This window comes from Mesorhizobium sp. Mes31, from assembly GCF_024519675.1.
Taxonomy (GTDB): Bacteria; Pseudomonadota; Alphaproteobacteria; order Rhizobiales; family Rhizobiaceae; genus Mesorhizobium.
Genome location: NZ_JALJRL010000014.1, coordinates 133,394 through 153,697 on the forward strand (window position 1 = coordinate 133,394; position 20,304 = coordinate 153,697).

Here is a 20,304-nt window from a genome sequence, read left to right on the forward strand (position 1 = left end):
GATAACCTTCGGTCTCGTGCCCACCCAATTTGGCTAACTGGATGTGAGCCGCAACCAACGTATGGTGCGGCTGGGTACTGTCGGCCGATTGAACGCTTCCTCGTGGCGTAGCGTTGCAGACAGCTGGGAAGCTTCCGTGCACACGAGTGTTCTTCACACTATAACCGGTCTCAACGTCGGCGGTGCCGAGATCATGCTTGCCCGTTTTCTGGGCAAGCTCGACCAGGATCGCTTCTCGTCTTCGGTTCTATCCCTGCTTTCTCCCGGACCGTTGGCTGCACAGGTGGAGCATACAAAATCCAAGGTCATTTCGCTGGACATGGCGGAACGGCCGCGTCCGGGCGATGTCGTTCGGCTGACACGGTCGATAAGCAGGGCGGCGCCCGATCTCCTTCACGGCTGGATGTATCATGGCAACGTCGCGGCAATGCTCGGTTCGGTGCTAGGGCTCAATTTCTCACCGGTAATCTGGAGCATCCACCACACGATTCGCGATCTCGCCGACGAGAAACCGTTGACGCGCCAGCTGATCCGGCTCTCGGCCTGTCTGTCGAGCCGCACCAGCGCGATCTCATATTGCTCACGCGTCGCCGCCGCCGATCACGAGCGTCTGGGCTTTGATCCGCGCCGCAGGGTGGTCATCCCGAACGGGACTGATTGTGATCAGTTTTCTCCCTCGGCCGACGCCGGCGCGAAGCTGCGCCGCCTGTTCGGCTTGCCGCCCGGACGGTTGATAATCGGACATGTGGCACGGTTTCATCCCATGAAGGACCAGGTCAGCCTGGTCCGGGCCATCAGCCGTCTGTTGGCACTGGGGCACGACGTTCAGGGCGTGTTTATCGGAGACGGACATGCCGACGGCCCGGTGCGGCTCGCCGCCCGTGAGCTCGGCATAGACGACCGCATTACAACGCCGGGCATCCGCGGTGACATCGCCGACCTCATGCCGGGCTTCGATGTCTACGCGCTTTGCTCGGCTTGGGGTGAGGCCTTTTCCCTTGCCGTGGGCGAGGCGATGGCGAGTGGCGTGCCGGCGGTGGTTACGGAGGTCGGCGACTCCGGCTGGCTGGTCGGCGACAGCGGAGTGGTCGTTCCGCCGGGGGATAGTGACGCACTGGCCGCGGGATTGATCAGGCTTCTAGACCTCAAGCCGGCCGACCGCCGCGCTTTGGGTCAGCAAGCCCGCAGCCGCGTCATGGAGAACTTCTCTCTTCCACTTTACGTCGGTCGGCACCTGGAACTCTACGAAGCGGCTCTGGCGCGCCGTCGCCGTATCCCGGATCGATAGGAGCGATTGGTGGTTGCTGTGCATATGAATGGCCGAGATCACCCGCCGTCCGCCGCGGACAATGCGGCGCGCCGCAAGCGGATCGTCGTGGTGGCGAGCCTGACGCGTTCGCTTGTCAATTTTCGCATCGAGCTGCTGAAAGCCATGGTCGCCGCGGGGCATGAGGTCATCACGCTGGCCCCGGATGCGGATGAACAGGCGATCGCCAGGCTCCAGGAAATTGGCGTGGCCTTCCGACAAATTCCGATGGCCAGGGCAGGTACAAATCCGCTGGCCGATCTGCGAACGCTCAAGGCGCTTTACAGGCTGATGCGCCGCTTGGCCCCGGACATCGTCCTGGCCTACACGATGAAGCCGATCATCTATGGCGGGCTGGCCGCCCGCCTTGCCGGAGTCCCTCGGCGGTTTGCGCTCTTTACCGGGTTCGGCTTCATATTCAGCGGCAGCATGACGGGACTGCGCGCAACTGTTCTGCGCCGATTGAGCATTGGTCTCTACCGCTCGGCGCTTGTCGGCTGCGAAGCTGTTTTCGCCTACAATGATGCCGACGCTTCCGACATCAGGCGCCATGGGATGGTCTCTGCGACGACGCCGGTGATCATGGTTCCAGGTTCAGGAGTGGACCTGACGCTGTTTGCCGCCAGCCGTCCACCGTCGGGACCTCCCGTCTTCCTTCTGATTGCCCGCCTGCTTCGCGAGAAGGGGATTGCCGAGTTTGCCGCCGCCGCGCGCATCCTGAAAACCAGGTACCGCACCGCCCGTTTCCAGATTCTCGGGCCGTTCGATCCCAGCCCTCTCTCCATCTCGAAGGCCGAAATGGACGAGTGGACCAGGGAAGGCGACGTGGAATATCTCGGCGAAACACACGATGTCGCCCCCTATCTGACTGCATCCACGGTGTTTGTGTTGCCCTCCTACTACCGGGAGGGCATTCCCCGCAGCGCGCTGGAGGCTTTGTCGACAGGCCGGCCAATAATCACGACCAACGCGCCTGGCTGTCAGGAAACGGTCATCGACGGCGAGAACGGTTTTCGGGTCGAGCCACGGGACGTGGATGCTCTCGCCTCGGCGCAGCGGGCTTTTCTTGAAGATGAGCATCTCGCGGCAAAAATGGGCGCCAATTCAAGAAAGCTCGCGGAAGAACGCTTCGACGTTCACAAGGTGAACCACACCTTGCTCGAGGCTATGGGAATATAGCCGGTCGAGAGCGATCGGCTCCGCGGCCATCGACAGTCAAACCGACAATCAAGCGGGGAAATAGCGCTTTATCTGCTGCCGTCTCAGATAGGCTTTCCGCAAGGCGCCACGAGCCAGTTGGAAAGGGTCGACCCGATTCAACACCCAGCCGATCGATGGGCCGCCGGCGAACCGCAGGCGCTCGACAACCTGGGAAAGAGCCTCTTGCGTTGTGCTGTCGCATGCGGCCACGACCACGATGGTGTCCACCGAGGCGGCAATCCTGATTGCATCTTCGACAAAGAGCACGGGCGGTGCATCGATGATCACCACGTCGTATTCGAGCCGGAATGCCTCCAGCAACTTGGCGAGTTGGCTGGAGTTGAGCAATTCAGGCGAAGTGTGATCGTCGGCGGATGGCGCCAGCACATCCAGTTGCGGAATTTCAGGCAGCGTCTGAACGATTTCCGCCAGAGCGCAATCACCGTTCAGATAGTCGTTGAGTGTCTTGCTGGCGGAGCCAAGCCTCATGGCGCCGTGGAGGCTGCGGGTTCGCAGGTCCAGATCGATCAGCGCTGTCAGGGCGCCATCCATCCCAGCTGCCATGGCAAGGCCCATGGCCGTCGTTGTCTTGCCTTCCTGCGGCAAGCCGGAGCTGACCAGGATAATATGTTTGCCTCGCCCACCATTCATCCGGGTGCAGGCACCGTAAAGCGATCGGAACGCGTCGGAAAAAGCCGACCGCGGTTGCGACAGCAAGGTTTCAAGCGGCGGCAGCGCGCGTTGCAGGAACTTCTGGGGCAACTGCGGAATTGACGCCAGAAGGGGAGCGCGGATCAGCTTCGATACCCGTCGCGAATCCCGTACCCGCACATCCATGCTTTCGAGGGTCAGCACGAGGATCAAGGCCAGGACAAGCGATGCGGTGAAACCGCCAGCAACCATCAAACGAAGCTTGGGAAAGGAAGGACTCGTCGGGATCTCAGCGTCGGAGACGGTGCGCACACCAGGCGCGACCGCTTCTGAAAACGGATCGAGGCTGCCGAGCCTGCCGGACACGAGGTCGTAGAGCTTTTGCTCGGTTGTCAGGTTGTTGTTGAGCTCACGCAGCTTTGCTTCCGCCAGGCTCCTTTGGCGCAGTTCTTCGTTGGAAGTCTCCAGGCTCTTGGTGAGCTGGTCGACCCGGCCCTCGTCGACACGGACGTCATTTTCGAGGATGGCAATCGTCCGCAGCATCTCTTGAGAAATCATCGCACGGACGGCCGCTATCTTTGCATCGGCCTCCTGGACCAACGGGTGATTTCGACCGTAGTTGCTGGCCAGCTGCGCGCGGTCCCTCATTGCGGTCGCTTCGTCGTTGCGCAGCGACGTCAGAAAATCCGACGAGAGCAGGGGATCGACGCTGGCCCCCGTGTCGCCAGTCTTGGCCGCAAGCCTGACCTGGGCGAGGCGCGCTTGCGCTTGCGTGTACTCACCTCTGGCGGTGCTGAGCTGCTCGTTTGCCTGCTGGATCGAGGCGCGCAGCAGATCATCGCGCGGATCGCTGGAGACACCATGATCATTCGCGTATTTGGCGATCTGGCCTTCGATCGCGGCAATCCGTGACGCAACCTCGGTCGATTGCTGCCTCAAGAAGCCGACGGCGTCCTTGATGTCCTGCCGCTTGTTGTCACGAGACCATTCCACGAACAGCCTGGCCGTTGCATTGGCTATCTTGGCTGCGGTCGCTGCGTCGTCGTTGAAGAACGAGATCGTCATCGCCGCGCTTTCGCCAGAACGATCAACCGACAGGCTCGCCAGATACAACGAAATCGCCCGGTCCTGCTGCACAGCCTTGGGCGGGAGAGACGTATCTTGCGCGTTGCCGCCGGTGACAAGAGAGAAAATCTTCTGCGGTACCCAGGCGATCAAGCCGACGGCCTGTGACAGCACTCCAGTGCCCGAAGTCCCACCGGCTGCGGCTGGGGGCAGATAGGTGTTGAAGTCAGGATCCTCGATGAGGTCGAGCCTGTCGACAACCAGGCTGGCAAATACGCGAGAGGTGATCAGATCCGCCTCGGTGTCCATCCGCGACTTGTCGGGCTGCTGGTTCGGCTGCGCCTGCGCGGTGTCGAGAGGATTGGGGTTGTCGGTTTCGACAACGATCATGGAGCGAGCCGTATACGTCTTGGGAAGTTCGAGGGCGGCGACAAGAGCAAGAGCGGTGCCGGCAATGATGAGCGCAATGATCAAGGGGAGGCGTCTGCGGAAAAGAGTGTAGAGCTCACGAACGCCGAATGTTCGTTCCTCCAATGGCTCGGGCGAATCCTGAAGGAATGGTCCCAGTCGGTTCCACACGCTGTTTTCGTCTATCAAGCTCACAGATTGCGCCCCTTAGATTTATCCTCGTCGGTCTCACCGGTCTTCCAAAAGCCGAGTTTCGAGACCGAACCCAAGCGACAAGTTTTTACCATGGATGCGCGGGCGCGAGCGCGTTCAAGAGGCTTAGTCGCGGCAACGGTATTATCCGAAAGGATAGCGTGGTTAGCCGGGGGCCCATCTTGGCAGATACACCGAACTGCATGTCCATGAGGCTGGTTAAAAGAAGCCTCAAATAGATTTCAGGAGTGAGGATGAATCACGCCGGGGTCCCTCGCGGGTACTGGGCAAAGCCCGACCGCAGGCCGGCTGCTCCGACCTTGCCAAAGGTGACTGGGAGAATCGGGCTCTGGTTGGCTGCCGCGTCCGTCTTCCTCGCTCCCTTCAACATCCTGCGCGTCGACACATTCTACTTTACCGCCAGCGACGCCTTCGCTCTGGCGGCTGTCTTGGCGATGGTGCTCGGGAAATCCTTTCCGCTCGCCCCCTTGGCGGCAGGGACGCTTCTGTGGAATGCCGGGATCGCGCTGTTGTGTGGCATGCTGCTGCTAAGCAGCCTCGTCGTCGGAGATCCAGGGCGAGGCTTCATCATCTCGGCGCAGTATCTGTACGCCTACTTTCTCCTGGCCTTCATGCTCGTGTCGCGCCCCTGGGCCGAAACCGTTGTCTTGATAAAAGCGTTCACCTGCTCGATCGCCTTGATGTGCCTGCAGGGAATAGTGGTGATCGACGTCCTCAAGGGACAAGGCTCGAGTTTCGTCAGCGGCAATGGCCGTTTTGTCGGCTGGGTCGAACGCGAAAACGAATGTGCGTCGCTGATTGCACTCGCGGTTCCCCTGTTGTTGTGGATGGTGGCCTCGGGATGCGCACGGCCTCGCTGGGCCTGGATCGGAGTGCCGCTCTTTGCGTATGGTATTGTTCTGACTGGATCCAATACTGGCCTGATCGGTCTCGTCTTCGCGCTCACCGTCTTCGTTGTCATGACCGGCTCGTGGCGCCGGATCATCTTGCTGGCGGGATCGTCCTTCGCCACCTTCTTTATCGCCGTCACATGGGGCCGCGACTTTCTGCCAGCCGTCTTCCAACGCCGTGTGCTGAATGCGTTGCAGAATGGCGACATCGACGAGGCTGGCACCTTTGCGGACCGTATGCGGCTTATCAAGGAGGCCATCGGCAAAGCGGACAACAATTCGCTGCTTGGCATCGGTGCGGACCAGTATCGACAGGTCAGCGAACTGCATGCTCCTGTCCACAACACCTTTCTCTTGATATGGGTCGAGGCGGGGTTGCCTGGGTTGATCGGCTTTCTGCTCCTGCTGGTAGCCGGCATAATCGTCGGGATGCTTGCTGCCAGGCCTCGCGAAGGACGAATAGCCGCCATTTGCACGCTGGCGACGGTCCTCCTCTTCGCAGCGTTGGCCAATGCGCTGCCGCATCTTTACGGTCGGTTTTTTGTCGTGCCTCTCCTGCTTGGGATAGCGCCCAGTGTTGCGATTTTGCGCGACGGCCCGGCTCCAAGATCGGTCGCCCGCTTCCTTCGTCGTGCTCGCTCCGAGCGGGTTCGTTTGCAGCCTGCCCAACGCAGACCGATCTGAGGCACGCCAACTGAGCTTGCCAACCTCACAGGGCCTAATCGACGCTGACGGAAGACCTGGATCAGGATCTGCAAGAGCTAGCGGCGTGCAGTAACTACTTGCCCGATGGTGACGCTTCCGGGGAGATAAAACGAGCGAGGGCGAACACGCCGTCGACGAAATCTTCCCCCTGGATAAGCCGACCCACGACCCAGCGTCCCTGGGCATCCTGGCTATCGATGAGTTGGCGCACTTTCGAACTCAGTTCGTCAGCGCTCAACTCATCCGCGGCACTGATCCACAGCTGTTGAGGGGAAACTGTCGAGCCACGCTTGGCAAGCTCCAACCGGGCGAAAACCGGCTCGATCTCGGCACCAGTTTTCATGCCGTAGTGTTGCCAGAGGTTCTTGTAATCGAAGGTCACCTTGCCACCATCATCAATGTAAAGCGGCCGATTGGTGTTGAGTTCGTAGAAACGTGCCCATTTGCCATCGGGCAGGCGCGCCGCCTTCAGCCAAATGGCCGCGGACACCGCAGCGTCAAGCAATCGCGCATCCTTGTCTTGTTCGTTCAGCTCGATCAGGTAATCGATGTTGCCGGCGGTTTCGCGCGAGACGACGCCAGGCGGCTCGAACTTGCGGCCCCATACTGGCTGCATCGAACGATCGTAACCCTGCGCCCAGCCCTGTTGTGGCTCAGGCAGCTGGGCCGCAAGGAGAAAATCACCGACCTTCTCCGCTGTCTTGAGATATGCGGGATCTCCATATGTGCGGTAGGCGTTGAGAAAGAGACGACCCATATCGCGAGGAAGATTGTCATTGATGATGAAGTAGGGCGGACTGTCAGGCTTCTGCCATTCGTGAGACCAACTGGCAGGGATACTCGCCTTGGCTGCTGTCTCTACGTCCGCACCAGGCGCGGATCCAGTGAAGAAGACTGGAAAGGCCCCATTCGGGTACTGCGCTTTCATCAGTCGGCGGAGCGCCTTGTCGATGCAGGTGCGGACGTCCGGATCCGAACCGCCGCTCGCCCGGTCGAACCACATCAGAAAATTCAGCACGCTCTGTGTGTTGTTGTCGTCGAGTACGGTCTCGTTGCGATGCGGATTGTCCTTGATATCGTGACAAGACTTCCCGCTCACCTTTAGTGCGCGGTAGCACCATGTCGCCGCCTTTTGCGGGTCGGTCTCGATCTTGTAAAACCATCCGCCGGATTCCAGCTGCGTATTCACCAGGGCCGTCGCAACGACCTGGGCAGACTGAAGCCATTGCTTGTCGCCGGTAACTTCGAAAATGCGCAGGAAGGCAGCTCCGACAGCCGGCGTGCCCGGCGGCTGCACCCAGCCAACGCTCGCGGGCACGGCACCGCCTTCGCCCACCCTTTTCAGGCCATCGAGCGAATATTTCCATACATAGGTTCCCGCTACGCCGAGATGATCGCGGAAGTAGGAGCCCGCGCGCTCGATCGCGCGCCGCGCCTCGGCCACGGTCGGTTGAGGTTCTCCGGCGAGTGCGGTACCGCACGACAACGCGACAGCCAGAACCAAGGCGATATGTCTTGGCACGGCAGCGCTCCCGCCGGGCATCAAGCGGCAGCGTCGCGTGGAGGCATGGCTGCCTTGGCCGAACCGCGTATCACATGAGGCACGAATGACGCCGAGGCGGCCGCCGCGGGTTTTGCGTCCCCCCTCCGGTAACTGGGGAGGAGCTCGGCAACGAGGTCTAACACTCCCGCGGTGTCGCCAGCCCTGGCCAAGCGGCGCAATTGCGAAAATGCCTTGCGAAGCGTGTCAAGCGGCACCGGGTTGGGCACGGCGCCCAAGACCCCGGAAATCGGAACGTCGACACGTCTTTCCCTCTCGTCAAAAAGCTCCTCGAACAGCTTTTCTCCAGGCCTGCAGCCAACAATTTCGATCTTGATGTCTTCGTCCGGCCGATACCCCGCGAGCTTGATCATGCGGCGCGCCATGTCGATGATCTTGATCGGCGCGCCCATGTCGAGAACGAAGATTTCGCCTTGGCCAAGTTTCTTTTCCAAGCCGTGGGCCGATGCCTGCAAGGTCAGCTCGACCGCCTCCCTTATCGTCATGAAGAAGCGTTTCATCTCCATATCGGTCACGGTCAGCGGACCGCCGCGGGCGAGCTGGCGCTTGAACAGCGGGATCAGCGACCCGCTTGAACCCAGAACATTGCCGAAGCGAACAGTCATGAAGCGGACCGGGGTTTCGCTCGCGACAAAGGCGAGGTCCAGGGACTGGCAATAAAGTTCGGCCAAACGTTTGGTGGCGCCCATGACGTTTGTCGTGTTCACCACCTTGTCCGTCGATATCTGGACCATTGCCTTGGCACCGCAGAGGCGGGTCGCTTCCGCCACGTTCATCGTGCCGATGACGTTGGTGAGAATGCCCTCGCAGGGATTCAACTCGACCATCGGCACATGTTTGAGCGCCGCCGCATGGAAGACCAGGTCGACGCTATGTCGCTGGAAAATCTCGCCCAGGCGAACTGCGTCGCGCACGTCACAGATATACGGCTTCCGGCTCACACCCGGAAATTTCTCCGCCAGCTCCAGATCGATAGCGTAGAGATTGTATTCGCTGTTATCGATCAGGATCACTTCGGCAGGACCAAGCGCGGCAATCTGCTGCGTAAGCTCGCCGCCGATCGAGCCTCCGGCGCCGGTGACAACGACGCGACCGTTTTCGATCATTCGGGACAGCGCGCCTTTATCAAGCACCGCCTGCGGCCTCTCCAGCAGGTCGGTAAGTTCGATGGGGCGCAGTTCGAAGCGACTCTCGTGTTTGGGATTGCGCAGTTCCAGGACGGGGGCTGGGCGAGAAACGGCAATGCCCAGCCGTTCGGCCCGGTCGATCAGCGCGTCGAGCGCCGGGTCGACGAGACCAGGCATCCTTTCGGTGAAGATCACGTGCCTGGGCTTGATGCCGCGAGCCTCAAGATCGCTGACGACCGCGTCGAAGTCTTCGATGCTACCAAGAACCGGCACGCCCCGCAGGAAATAGCCCTCTGTCGTCGCGCCCCTCTCGAGCAGGCCGACTGGCCAGTGGCGAGCATCCTGGTCCCGCTGCAGGGCACGAATGTAGAGGTCCGCGGCATCGCTTGCGCCGACCAGCAACACCGGTACCATATCGCGTCCATTGCCTGCTCTACTCGCTGCCGGACCAAATCGGCGTACCTCGAGGAGCTTGGAGCGGATCCGAACCGAAATGAGCATCGGCACCAGCAAGAGTGCCTCGATCACAATCACCGAGCGGGGAATTGAATCGAGCCGTGTCGCTACAAACATCACGAACACGAATGCCAGCGATGCAACGAGCACCGCGCGAACGATGCCGAACATGTCGCCGATAGACGCGTATCGCCAGTTGCGGGTGTAGAGGCAAGTCACCGGAAAGATGACGACACAGGTGAGAAAGAAGCAAGGGAGCGCGAAAAGCAGTGACTGGAAGCTCTCGGGATTGTTGACTTCGCCATCGAGGCCCAACCGCATGAAAGAAGCGAATGACAGCGCCGCGAGAGCCATCGACAGATCGATGACGTAGAGAGGAAGATTCTTGCCAACGGCCTTGGTGCGCCCGGTCAGACGTCGACGGAAATATGAAAGGACATGAAGGATTGTCCGCGGTTTGCTGACAAGACGGCCTAGAGCGATTGCGGAGGCTATCAAAAGGGATGGCCCCCCGAGCGGACCGACTGTTTCCAGTGGTTGTTCTAACTGGCTCATTACCAGGACCTCGACAAAGCTTCGCCGTCGCGCGTCAAGAGAGCGCGCTAAAATGAACGGCTGTTGAATTCGCGGACACAGATCCACGCGTGCCAACTCTTGTTCATTCAAGAACAAGCTGGCCCGAGCTCATCTGTCTCCGAGGCTAACGACTTTATGGTTGCTATGGAAAGCCTTGCGGACGTCCGGCGCAACACCTGCTTTTGTGCATGAAGCAACTACCCAGATCACAAGAGAGACTTTAGCGGGCTCAATCCAAAGAGGTACTTCCTCCAACCTGGCCCAGCCAGCCCGACAGGTCCCGCTGCACCAGCGCACCCAACTTCTCGACATCGGCCGCATAAAAATTGACCAGTCGGGATCGCAGCCTCGGGGTAAACGGCGGATAGGCAATCTGGCCGGCCAGTGCGCCCCGTGCGGCGGCGAAAACTGAACTGTCCCTGAAGGGACGAACCAGCGGCTTCAATGGTTTCATGATCTTGCGCAGCCGCGGCCCAATCATTGGCTCCCTGCGGTCTTTCACCTTTTTCGCCACGGGCACCACCGCCGTTTCGGCCGCGGGGAGGCCCAGAAACTGCCTGACCTTGCTCAAATGCTCCACAGGCCTTGCCACCATTTCCTCGAAAAAGAGAACCTGCACCCGATCCTTCGGATAGAGATCGAGATAAGCCTGCAACTGCGCGCAGTAGAGGCCGCCGACAAGAAAGCGCCCCAGGGAGCCCATGCCCGCATCGAGATAGGAATCTATGTCACGGCCGACCTCGCCGCGGCGATAGAGCATGCAATAGTCTGAATAGGCGCGTTCGACGGGGTTGCGAAGCTGTACGATTAGCCTGACATGCGGCAGCAGGTCGTGAACCCTTTGTGGAGCAGAGGGGGTGTCCAGGTAGGAATTCGACTTTTCGCCTACGAGTTGTCCGGCTTGGATCTCCGGAAACTGGCTGAAGTACCAGTCGTCACCTCGATCATAGAAGCGGCTGAAATAGTGCAACTCGGGATCTGGCATGCAGACGGCCGGATCTGCCTGCAGGGATTGCTGGAGCCAGGTCGTGGCACTTTTTGCCGCGCCGATAATAAGAAAGTCGATGTCTTGCGCCTGCATTTATCAAACCCTTATGTGCCGATCTTGACTTGCAACGTCACGCGCCAGGTTGGTGCCGCGAAGGGGAGTGAAGCACCCCTTCGTAGATTTCCGTGACACTTTCGACATGCTGGTCGGTGCCGTAGGAGACGAAGGCCTGGTCTCGTGCTGTCTGGCTGATCTTGGTCCAAAGCAGCGGGTCCGAGAGCAACCGCCACAGCGGCTGCATGAACCCCCCGGCGTCTTCGGGGGCAACCAGGAACCCTGTCCGTCCATTCTCGATTGCCTCGGGATTGCCCCCATGATCGGTCGCAACCACCGGCGTGCCAAGAAACATCGCCTCGATCAGGGTTCTTCCAAAAGGCTCTCCGACGGCGGGAACGACGAGAACATCCGTGGCCGCCAGGAAAGGCTCGATCGGGCTGCGGAAGCCCATGAGGCGGACCGTTTGGCCGAGCCCGCGCTCGGCGCAACGCGCCTTGGCGGCGGCTTCAAAATCCTGCGAGCCAGCCGGCGAGATCCCGAACACGCAACCGACAATCGGGATTTGGGGATACTCGCTCGCGAACCGTTCAATGATGTCGATGAAGAGAAGGGGGCGCTTTCGCTCGATCAGGCCACCGATGAAGCTCAGGACTCGTGTGCCCGGCTCGAGGCCGAGCTCGTCCAGGAGTGCGGCCTTGGCGGCGGCCCTGTCAGGAATTGCCGATGGGTGATCGAAGGGGCTGTGGATGACGCTCAATCGTCCATTCAGGGACCTGATCGGATGTTTCGGCCGCGAAAATCGGGACACTGTCACCATACGATCCGCGATCAGCGGCCCAAGAACGTTGGCGCCCTTCGCATCGGGATCGCCGCGATGATGCCAAACCAGCCGTGCGCCCGCCAGCCGTGCGGCAATGCCCCAGTTGACATGCGTTCTGCCATCGTTGGTATGAACGATGTCGAACCGTTGCTCCCTGATGAATCGGCGCATGCAGGGGAGCGTGGTGGTCAGGTAGTTTGCGATGTCGCCTAGGGTCGTTCCTTTCGCCGGCAGCGTTTTCGACAGCGGGAGCCCCGTGAAAGGTTGGCCCTGTCGTTGCAGAAAGGTCGCCAGGGGTCCGGTCGGCTCCTGCAGCACCAGGACCGGCTCGACCCTCGATCTGTCCAGATTCTGGATAAGCTTCAGTGCCGAGATGTGACTGCCCCCGATATCGTCACCGACAAATGGAAAGCAAACCCGTATCGGCTCCTGGCCAGCGCCATCGCTCATCGCCCGCTACCCGGTTGCGCTTCCGAGATAACAGCCTCGGTCAAGATGGCTGACGATCAGCTCCGCGGCCTCCTCGGCGTTCAGATCCGGGGTAATCGTTATGTGCGGAGCTTCGGGACGCTCATAGGGACTGCCAATGCCGGTGAAATTCTGGATCAATCCGTTTCGGGCGCGTTTGTACAGGCCCTTTGGGTCACGACCTTCCGCCACCTCCAGCGGCGTATCGATGAAGATTTCGATAAATTGTCCGGCGGCAAAGAGGTCGCGCGCCATCCGGCGTTCCGCGCGGAATGGTGAAATGAACGAAGCCAGCACTATCAACCCGGCATCGACCATCAGCTTGGCGGCTTCTGCCACACGACGAATGTTCTCGACACGGTCAGCGTCGGTAAAGCCAAGGTCCCTGTTCAGGCCGTGGCGAACATTGTCGCCATCCAGAAGATACGTGTGCTTGCCGATTGCATGAAGACGCTTCTCCACGAGATTTGCGATCGTTGACTTCCCGGCACCCGAGAGGCCGGTGAACCACAGCAGCGCCGGTTTTTGGCCTTTGGCGATCGCTCGCGCGTTCATGTCCACGTCCAGCGCCTGCCAATGGATATTGCTTGCCCTGCGCAGACTGAAGTCAATCATTCCAGCCCCGACCGTGTGATTGGTTATCCGGTCGATGATGATGAACGCGCCGGTTTCATGCACTCGGCTGAAAGGGTCGAAAGCAAGCGGCGCCTGGGTCATTATATTGACGAAGCCGACTTCGTTCTTTTCAAGGGTTTTCGTGGCGAGCTTCGCGAAATTATTGATGTCCACCCTGTGTTTTATATGCGTGACGCTTGCACCTACGGCGCTGGTGGCGAGCTTGATCAGATAAGGACGGCCGGGGATCAACGGATCGTCATGCATCCAGAGCACATGCGCCGCAAACTGATCGGACACTTCCGGGCGTTCGGCCGCGGCTGCCAGAACGTCGCCGCGGGAGACGTCGATCTCGTCTTCGAGCGTCAGTGTGACCGCCTCGCCGGCGCCTGCTTCGGGCAGGTCTCCATCCTGGGTGACAATACGCTTCACCAGGGTCGTCACGCCTGAGCGCGCCACCGCCACGCGGTCTCCGGGCCTTACCACCCCGGCTACAATGGTGCCGGCAAATCCGCGAAAGTCGAGGTTGGGACGATTGACCCATTGCACCGGCATGCGGAAAGGGGCGGCGCGACGGTCGCTCTCCACCTCGATCGACTCCAGGTATTCGATGAGTGTCGGCCCATGATACCAGGGGAGTTTCGCACTTCTGGAAAGAACATTGTCTCCATAACGGGCGGACAGGGGGATGGCCTGCAGCGAAACGAAGCCGAGCGGCTCCGCAAAACTTCGATAGGCCGTCTCGATCTCGTCGAATACAGCCTGCGAGTAGCCAACCAGGTCGATCTTGTTGATCGCAAGAACGACGTGCCGGATTCCGAGCAGGGAAACGATGAAGGAATGTCGGCGGGTCTGGTCGAGGATTCCCTGCCTTGCATCGACAAGGATGATCGCAAGATCGGCGTTGGAGGCGCCGGTGGCCATGTTGCGGGTATATTGCTCATGGCCGGGTGTGTCGGCGACGATGAACTTGCGTTGCTCGGTGGCGAAGAAACGATAGGCCACATCGATCGTAATGCCTTGTTCGCGCTCACTGGCGAGGCCGTCAACGAGAAGGGCAAAGTCGAGATCGTCGCCGGTCGTGCCGTGCCGGCGGGAATCCGCCGCAAGTGCCGCAAGTTGATCTTCCATCAGCAACTGGGTGTCGTAGAGCAGCCTGCCGATCAGTGTCGACTTGCCGTCGTCCACGCTGCCGCAGGTGAGGAACCGCAACAGGCTCTTCCGCTCATGGGCATGAAGGTAGTCCGAGACGGTCTCGGATTTCGACGAAACTTCGAGTTCCTCGGTTTGAGCAAAACCCAGCATCAGAAGTACCCCTCACGCTTTTTCTTTTCCATTGACGCCGCCTCGTCATGATCGATCAGGCGGCCCGATCGTTCGGAAGTCCTCGCGACAAGCATTTCCTGGAGCACTTCGGGAACAGTCGCGGCAGTGCTTTCGGTGGCCGCGGTGAGTGGGTAGCAACCAAGGGTGCGGAAGCGGACAGAGCGCATTTCGGGCACTTCGCCCGGGCGTAGCGGCAGACGGTCGTCATCCACCATGATCCACTGTCCGTCGCGTTCCACGACCGGGCGCTTCGCCGCAAAGTAGAGCGAGACGAGGGGGATGCGCTCCCTCATGATATATTGCCAGATATCGGTTTCGGTCCAGTTCGAGAGGGGGAAGACGCGAATGGATTCTCCAGCCTTCAGCCGGCCGTTGTAGAGGTTCCACAATTCCGGACGCTGGTTCTTCGGATCCCAGCCGTGGCTGTCGCTGCGAAGCGAAAACACTCGCTCTTTCGCGCGGCTTTTTTCCTCGTCTCGCCGCGCCCCGCCGAAAGCGGCATCGAAGCCGAACGAGGACAATGCCGATTTCAACGCTTCCGTCTTCATGATCTGCGTGTAGATCGATGAGTTGTGGGTAAAGGGCGTGATGCCCTCGGCGAGACCGGCTTCGTTGCGACGCACCAGCAGGTTCAAACCAAGCCGCGCAACGGTCTCGTCGCGGAAGCGGATCATCTCCTTGAACTTCCAGGTCGTATCGATGTGGAGCAGGGGAAACGGCAATTGCGACGGGTAGAAGGCCTTCATCGCGAGGTGCAACATCACCGCGGAATCCTTGCCCACGGAATACAACATCACAGGGTTACGCAGCTCGGCCGCCACCTCTCGAATAATGTGGATCGATTCAGCCTCGAGCCGCTGCAGATGGGTAAGGGACGGCGACGAGGGACTGGGGCGTCGCTGCGCTATGGGCAAAGTGGCTAAAGCTTGAGGTGCAGGAGTCATCTAGATTGCCTTTGAAGAGGAAAGACTTGCCGGATTGAGGCCGTCCGATGGCCGTATTTGCCTGTCGGTGTGAATAGTTTTGAACGCTTGTTGCAATGAGAGCGCCAAACCTGTGGTCCACAGTATGCCCAAGACGATGTGGGCGATGTTGCCGCCCATTGCACCGATCCGCGGGATCAGCAGGAGTGCCGTCACGTGGAAGGCGACAGTCGCAAGGACAACGATTCGCAACACCTCGCGCTGCTTGCCCATGGCCAGCAGCGCGGATCGGGCGGCAGAGCCGGAAAGCACGAAGGCGACCGCCACCATCTGCACGATGACGAGATTGGCTGCGCCGAGAAAATCAGGCCCTGCGGTCCAGATCAGCAGCGGCCGAATGAGCGCCGCGACAACCAGGATGCAAAGGATTCCAAAGACGAGCAGCATGGCTTCGGCTTGAAAGATCGCCCGCTTGAATTCCTTGATGCTTCCCTTCGCCCAAAGGCGGGCTACATCAGGATAGAGGACATTCTGCACCTGGGGGCCGACTTGCTGGCCGACGCGTCCTATGCGCTTGGCGATTTGGTACAGGCCGGCTGAAGCCGGGTCGGCGAGGAAACCGACCAGCAACGTATCGAGTTCCTGCGCGCTCACGCGCAAGGTGAGCGAAATGTTTGAAGACCACGCGAAATTCCAGATGCCAGGAAAGCGGCTTGTGATTCCGGCCAGGGGCGCGCGCAGGATATTGTGGACGCCCTGCCGGTGCAGCGCCCGCATCGTCAACGTCAACAGCGTCAGGGAGCCGAGTATCTGGGTTCCTCCCCAAACCGCGGCGAAATAGACGAGATCAGCTTTGAGCAGCACGCCGAGGAGGCACAGCAATACCCGCAAAACCGCGTTGAGCAGCTGCCCATAGGCCAGGAGGCGGAAGTTGCCGGCCATGCGCTGCACCGCGACCGGAACGCCTGAGATCTGGAACAGCAGGACGCTGGAATACAGAACGAGAAGATGCACGATTTCTGCGGACCAACCGAAGAATGGTGCGACGAGAAGGGCGACGCCCACGGCGATGACCCAGGCGCAAACGGCGGCGCCAACGTCGATAAGCAGGCCGAATTTCATGAGAATGCGCAGCCCATCGCGGTCTTCGGACGCGTTCAGGCCCGCCGCATATTTGATGATTGGCTGCCAAGATTGGAAACTGACAACGCGCTCGACGACCCGCGTGAACGCGATAATCAATGCAAGCTGGCCATAGTTTGCCACGCCAAGTGCTCGCGCCGAAAGCGTAAAGGCCACAAGCCCGAGCAATGAGCCGAGAAAATTGCCCGTCAAAAGGTGTGCGATGTTGGCCAGGCGCGTGCGGCCGGCGCTCCTTTGTTTGAGGGCCTCCATCACACGTCCAGCCAGTCCTCTGATCATCGCAATCGTTGCCAAACTCACCCCACACCCCGTCTTTGCGGAGCACACAGATCCCAAGTCCACGCCAGAGCACTGCTGACGCCTTCCATCATCGGCGGAAAAGAAGAACCCGCCACAACCAAGTTCGGCTCTGTTGCAACCTCAATCAGTCAGAACCCGATCATTGCTACGACTGATGGCCTAGCCCATTAGCGGTAAGGAATTCACGGCCCGCCGGACCTGGTCATGCATCTGAATTCAACCGCTTCCGTCACTCGCGCTGCGGGTCTGCCCGCTCGCGCCGGATTGCCAGGACGATCGAAGTTGCGCGCACGGACCGCCCACCGGGTTTCAATCCGATGGCACGCCTTCAATTGTACCGCGAGAAATGGGTTCCACCGCGGCAAAGCAACTCCTTCGCGGCCGGGGTCAACCATTCGGTGCAGGTTCGCTCAATCAGCTCGGCCTGTGCGTCCGTGAGGTAGTCGGCGAAGCCACCGACCTTTCCGCGACGCATGCGACGACTTTCCGCATCGCCCCGGTCATAAACATGTGCCGGCAGGCCCCCCGCCACCTCATGTTCACGCATCGCTTCAAAACGGGAAGCCTCGATAGCCTCCTCAAGGTCCGGCGCGGACGGGACATGCCCGAGAAACCGCAGAATGCGCGAGGATGTGCCGACAGGGTCGTCCGTCAGTTCTTCATAGCTCAACACGGCATGCCGGTGATGCGTCAGGCCCTTCGCCCAGTTGTTCAGATAGACAATGAGAGCGGGCAGACCTTGCCGGTAATCATAGATGAAGGCATCCATGTCGCCTTCGAAGCGATGCTTGTGGCGCGTGGCGTGGAAATAGGCCGATACGACCACGTCGCGCGGATCGCGAACCATGAAAATGACTGGCCGGCGAAAGAACAGCGTTCGCCTGTAGTCGAGATGCGAAACGAGGATGAGCGGCACCCGGGGGCGCTGTTCCGCGTAACGGAAGGCAGGAATCCCGCGCTCCGGATCAAGGTCGAAGTTCGGAAGAACTTCGAACATGCGGAAGAGATCGACATTCCCGTCATGCGCTGTCCGGCTGAAATAATCCGATAGGATATGCCTGAACCAGGTTCGCCCCGATTTGGGGTAGGAAACAAGGAATGCATCTGCCCCGGAGCCAGCCCAGGTCATTTTGATGCGTGTTTCCATCTTGCGCAAAGCGCGACCGGTGGTCAGCATGGCGAGAGCTCTTTGTTGCCGCGCGACGCCAGGGCAGCGCGAATGACTTGGTCCCAGTTCTGCATCACATATTCGGGAGTGAACCTGGCAGCACTTACTCCCGCCGCCGCGCCTAGCCTCTGGCGCAGGTTTTCATCGCCAAGCAGCCGTCGCAGGCCCGCCGCGAGCGCATCGACATTTCCGCTTTCGACGAGAAGTCCGTTCTTCTCATTTTCAACCATCTCCCGAGGCCCCCACTGACAGTCGAAGGATATGACGGGCAGGCCGGCTGCCATGGCCTCCAGCAGCACGATCCCCCAGCCCTCGTAGCGGGACGAAAGCACGAAGGCATCGGCGGTCTCCACCCAGATGCCGGGTTGGCTGGTTATCCCGGGCATTTCAAGGCAGTCGTGCAGGCCCAGGCGATCACGCTCGGCCTCAAGCTCGGCGCGGTCAGGACCCTCGCCCCAAATTACCAATTTCCATTCGGGGAAATCGCGGCGGATGTTGGCGAATGCCTTGAGCAGAAGGTCGAAACCTTTCTGCGGGACCAGCCGGCCGACGGCGACGAGCCGGTTGCCGCCCCGGCGCGGTTTGCCTGCCGCGGGAAGATCGACCGGATTGGGAATGACCCAGCTTCGCTTGCGCATGGCAGGGCTGAAGTAATTCAGCGCTCCATTGGTCATCGTGACCAGTCCGAAGGCCGATGGATAGAGCTTGGCCCGAAGAAAGCGCCAGATCGGGCCCACGTCCTGCAGGGCAGGATTGTTGCGCTCCGAAACCACAACGCTAAGGCCGAGCCCCCGGCTTGCTGCCAGCGACATCACGTTGGTGCGCGTGAGAAAACTCAGGGTCACATCCGGGGCCAGCCTCTTGAGCGCTCGGCGCAGCAGAAATATCCGACGCGCGCTTGCGACAATTGCCCCTAACTTCGATCGTTTCACCTGTGGCAATCCCAACCGCTCTATTCTGACCGCTGGATCGAAACGATAGTAAGGCGGGGGACCGGGTGGCTCGAATGTAACCAGAGTCACGAGCCAGCCTCTTGCGGCCCACTGGTTGGCGAGAACGTTGACGACATGTTCGGTGCCGCCGGCGCCCAGTCCAGGCAGCACGATCAGCACATGCGGCCGGCGCGAGCCAATGCGCAGACGCTCGGCCGCAACGGCATCGCCATCCAGAAGTGCCAAGCCGACGCCGACGCCATAGTCCATCGACCGTTCCAATCCCAAAGCCCCGATCCCCTTACTATCCGGCCTTTTGTCTCTCGGAAGAGTTGGACATTGGGATGCCTCGCAGAGGATCGGTTACCTCTAAAGGCGGACTTGGGCGTAGAAGCGAAGCGAACAATAGAAAAGGGCAGCGTCCGCTGTCGCTTGCGGCCGTGAATTGGAGTCAGGATTTCATGCGCATAGCCTTTGTCGGCGCGGTGGAAGGATCGCGTGTTGCTTTCGATGCCCTCGTCGAAGCGGGTATGCCGCCGTCGCTGCTCGTCACCCTTGCGGTCGACGCTTCCGCACGCCACTCCGATTTCGTCGATTTGGCAGGTCCGGCGCGCGCAGCGGGAATAGAAGTCCACCTGACCAAGAACATCAACGCGCCCGACACAATCGCGAAGCTTCAAGAAGGGCAACCCGATTTGACGCTCGTGGTCGGCTGGTCGCAGATCTGCCGCGCCGAATTTCGTTCTGTCGCCCGCTTCGGCTCGGTGGGCTTCCATCCGGCGCCGTTGCCGCGCTTTCGAGGCAGGGCGGTGATCCCCTGGACGATCATCGCGAATGAGAAGGAGACTGGGTCGACATTCTTCCGGCTCGATGAAGGCGTCGACAGCGGTCCGATTGTGCTGCAGAAGCTCTTTGCCGTCGCGCCGGACGAGACCGCGCGTTCGCTCTATGAAAAGCACAAGCAGGCCCTGTTGGAGATGACACCCCTCGTTGTGTCGGCGATCGCCCGTGACAATGGGGTAGGTGTTGCGCAGGACGACTCCCTCGCCAGCTACTGTGCCAAGCGTTCGGCGGACGACGGGATCATCGACTGGACGCAGCCGGCCGAAAGTATTCTGCGTTTTGTCCGTGCTGTCGGCGATCCCTACCCGGGCGCCTTCACCCTCGATGCCGGGGCCAAGATCGTGGTCGACAAGGCACGCATGTTTGCCGGGCGAGGGCGCTACATAGGGCTGACTGGCCAGGTGCAAACGCATACCGACAGCGGTTTTACCGTGCTTTGCGGCGACGGAGAAACCATTGAGGTGACATCCTGGCGCGGCGCCAGCCCCAAGATACACGCCAAGCTGATGTCGGCCTGAGAGGGTCCCATGTTGGCCCTCCCCGTGTACCACGGTCAGACGCGC

At 60.4% G+C, this 20,304-nt stretch carries 14 protein-coding genes; 4 read left to right on the plus strand and 10 right to left on the minus strand.

The window, feature by feature from the left end:
- Positions 1 to 136 precede the first annotated feature (136 nt).
- Together NR193_RS23050 and NR193_RS23055 are read left to right on the plus strand one after the other, a co-directional pair.
- Positions 137 to 1,288 (plus strand): glycosyltransferase, encoded by a 1,152-nt coding sequence (locus NR193_RS23050; protein ID WP_256753054.1) that lies wholly within the window; start codon positions 137 to 139, stop codon positions 1,286 to 1,288.
- 24 nt (positions 1,289 to 1,312) lie between these two features.
- On the plus strand, positions 1,313 to 2,485 hold the full coding sequence (locus NR193_RS23055) for a glycosyltransferase family 4 protein (RefSeq protein ID WP_306280435.1): 1,173 nt from the start codon (positions 1,313 to 1,315) through the stop codon (positions 2,483 to 2,485).
- Positions 2,486 to 2,533: 48 nt separating this feature from the next.
- Here the strand turns inward: NR193_RS23055 and NR193_RS23060 are convergent, their stop codons facing one another.
- The gene (locus tag NR193_RS23060) at positions 2,534 to 4,825 is read right to left on the minus strand and encodes a polysaccharide biosynthesis tyrosine autokinase (protein WP_256753056.1); all 2,292 of its coding nucleotides are present in this window, start codon (positions 4,823 to 4,825) and stop codon (positions 2,534 to 2,536) included.
- A gap of 350 nt (positions 4,826 to 5,175) precedes the next feature.
- Between NR193_RS23060 and NR193_RS23065 the strand changes: the two genes are divergently transcribed.
- Positions 5,176 to 6,417, plus strand: a complete 1,242-nt coding sequence (locus NR193_RS23065; protein WP_256753057.1) for an O-antigen ligase — start codon at positions 5,176 to 5,178, stop codon at positions 6,415 to 6,417.
- Between the two features lie 94 nt (positions 6,418 to 6,511).
- Here the strand turns inward: NR193_RS23065 and NR193_RS23070 are convergent, their stop codons facing one another.
- The 9 genes from NR193_RS23070 to NR193_RS23110 all read right to left on the minus strand — a co-directional run bounded on the left by NR193_RS23070 (position 6,512) and on the right by NR193_RS23110 (position 19,078).
- Complete coding sequence (locus NR193_RS23070) at positions 6,512 to 7,960, minus strand: pectate lyase (RefSeq protein ID WP_256753058.1); 1,449 nt, start codon at positions 7,958 to 7,960, stop codon at positions 6,512 to 6,514.
- 20 nt (positions 7,961 to 7,980) lie between these two features.
- Positions 7,981 to 10,137, minus strand: a complete 2,157-nt coding sequence (locus NR193_RS23075) for a nucleoside-diphosphate sugar epimerase/dehydratase (RefSeq protein WP_256753059.1) — start codon at positions 10,135 to 10,137, stop codon at positions 7,981 to 7,983.
- Positions 10,138 to 10,387: 250 nt separating this feature from the next.
- A complete protein-coding gene (locus NR193_RS23080; RefSeq protein ID WP_256753060.1) occupies positions 10,388 to 11,239 on the minus strand; it encodes a sulfotransferase in 852 nt (283 codons plus the stop codon).
- A 37-nt stretch (positions 11,240 to 11,276) separates the two neighbouring features.
- Positions 11,277 to 12,473: a glycosyltransferase family 4 protein gene (locus NR193_RS23085; RefSeq protein ID WP_256753061.1), complete on the minus strand. Its 1,197-nt coding sequence runs from the start codon at positions 12,471 to 12,473 to the stop codon at positions 11,277 to 11,279.
- 6 nt (positions 12,474 to 12,479) lie between these two features.
- The gene (gene cysN, locus NR193_RS23090; protein ID WP_256753062.1) at positions 12,480 to 14,411 is read right to left on the minus strand and encodes a sulfate adenylyltransferase subunit CysN; all 1,932 of its coding nucleotides are present in this window, start codon (positions 14,409 to 14,411) and stop codon (positions 12,480 to 12,482) included.
- Entirely contained in the window at positions 14,411 to 15,376 is a 966-nt protein-coding gene (gene cysD, locus NR193_RS23095) for a sulfate adenylyltransferase subunit CysD (RefSeq protein WP_256753063.1), read from the minus strand. The genes cysN and cysD overlap by 1 nt, the downstream gene beginning before the upstream one ends.
- The gene (locus tag NR193_RS23100) at positions 15,377 to 16,750 is read right to left on the minus strand and encodes a lipopolysaccharide biosynthesis protein (RefSeq protein WP_256753064.1); all 1,374 of its coding nucleotides are present in this window, start codon (positions 16,748 to 16,750) and stop codon (positions 15,377 to 15,379) included.
- A 376-nt stretch (positions 16,751 to 17,126) separates the two neighbouring features.
- Entirely contained in the window at positions 17,127 to 17,975 is an 849-nt protein-coding gene (locus NR193_RS23105; protein WP_256753065.1) for a sulfotransferase domain-containing protein, read from the minus strand.
- A complete protein-coding gene (locus NR193_RS23110; protein WP_375162732.1) occupies positions 17,969 to 19,078 on the minus strand; it encodes a glycosyltransferase family 4 protein in 1,110 nt (369 codons plus the stop codon). Before NR193_RS23110 ends, NR193_RS23105 begins: the two co-directional genes overlap by 7 nt.
- A 281-nt stretch (positions 19,079 to 19,359) precedes the next feature.
- Between NR193_RS23110 and NR193_RS23115 the strand changes: the two genes are divergently transcribed.
- Positions 19,360 to 20,259, plus strand: coding sequence for a formyltransferase family protein (locus NR193_RS23115; RefSeq protein ID WP_375162733.1), 900 nt, complete (start codon positions 19,360 to 19,362; stop codon positions 20,257 to 20,259).
- Positions 20,260 to 20,304: the final 45 nt, after the last annotated feature.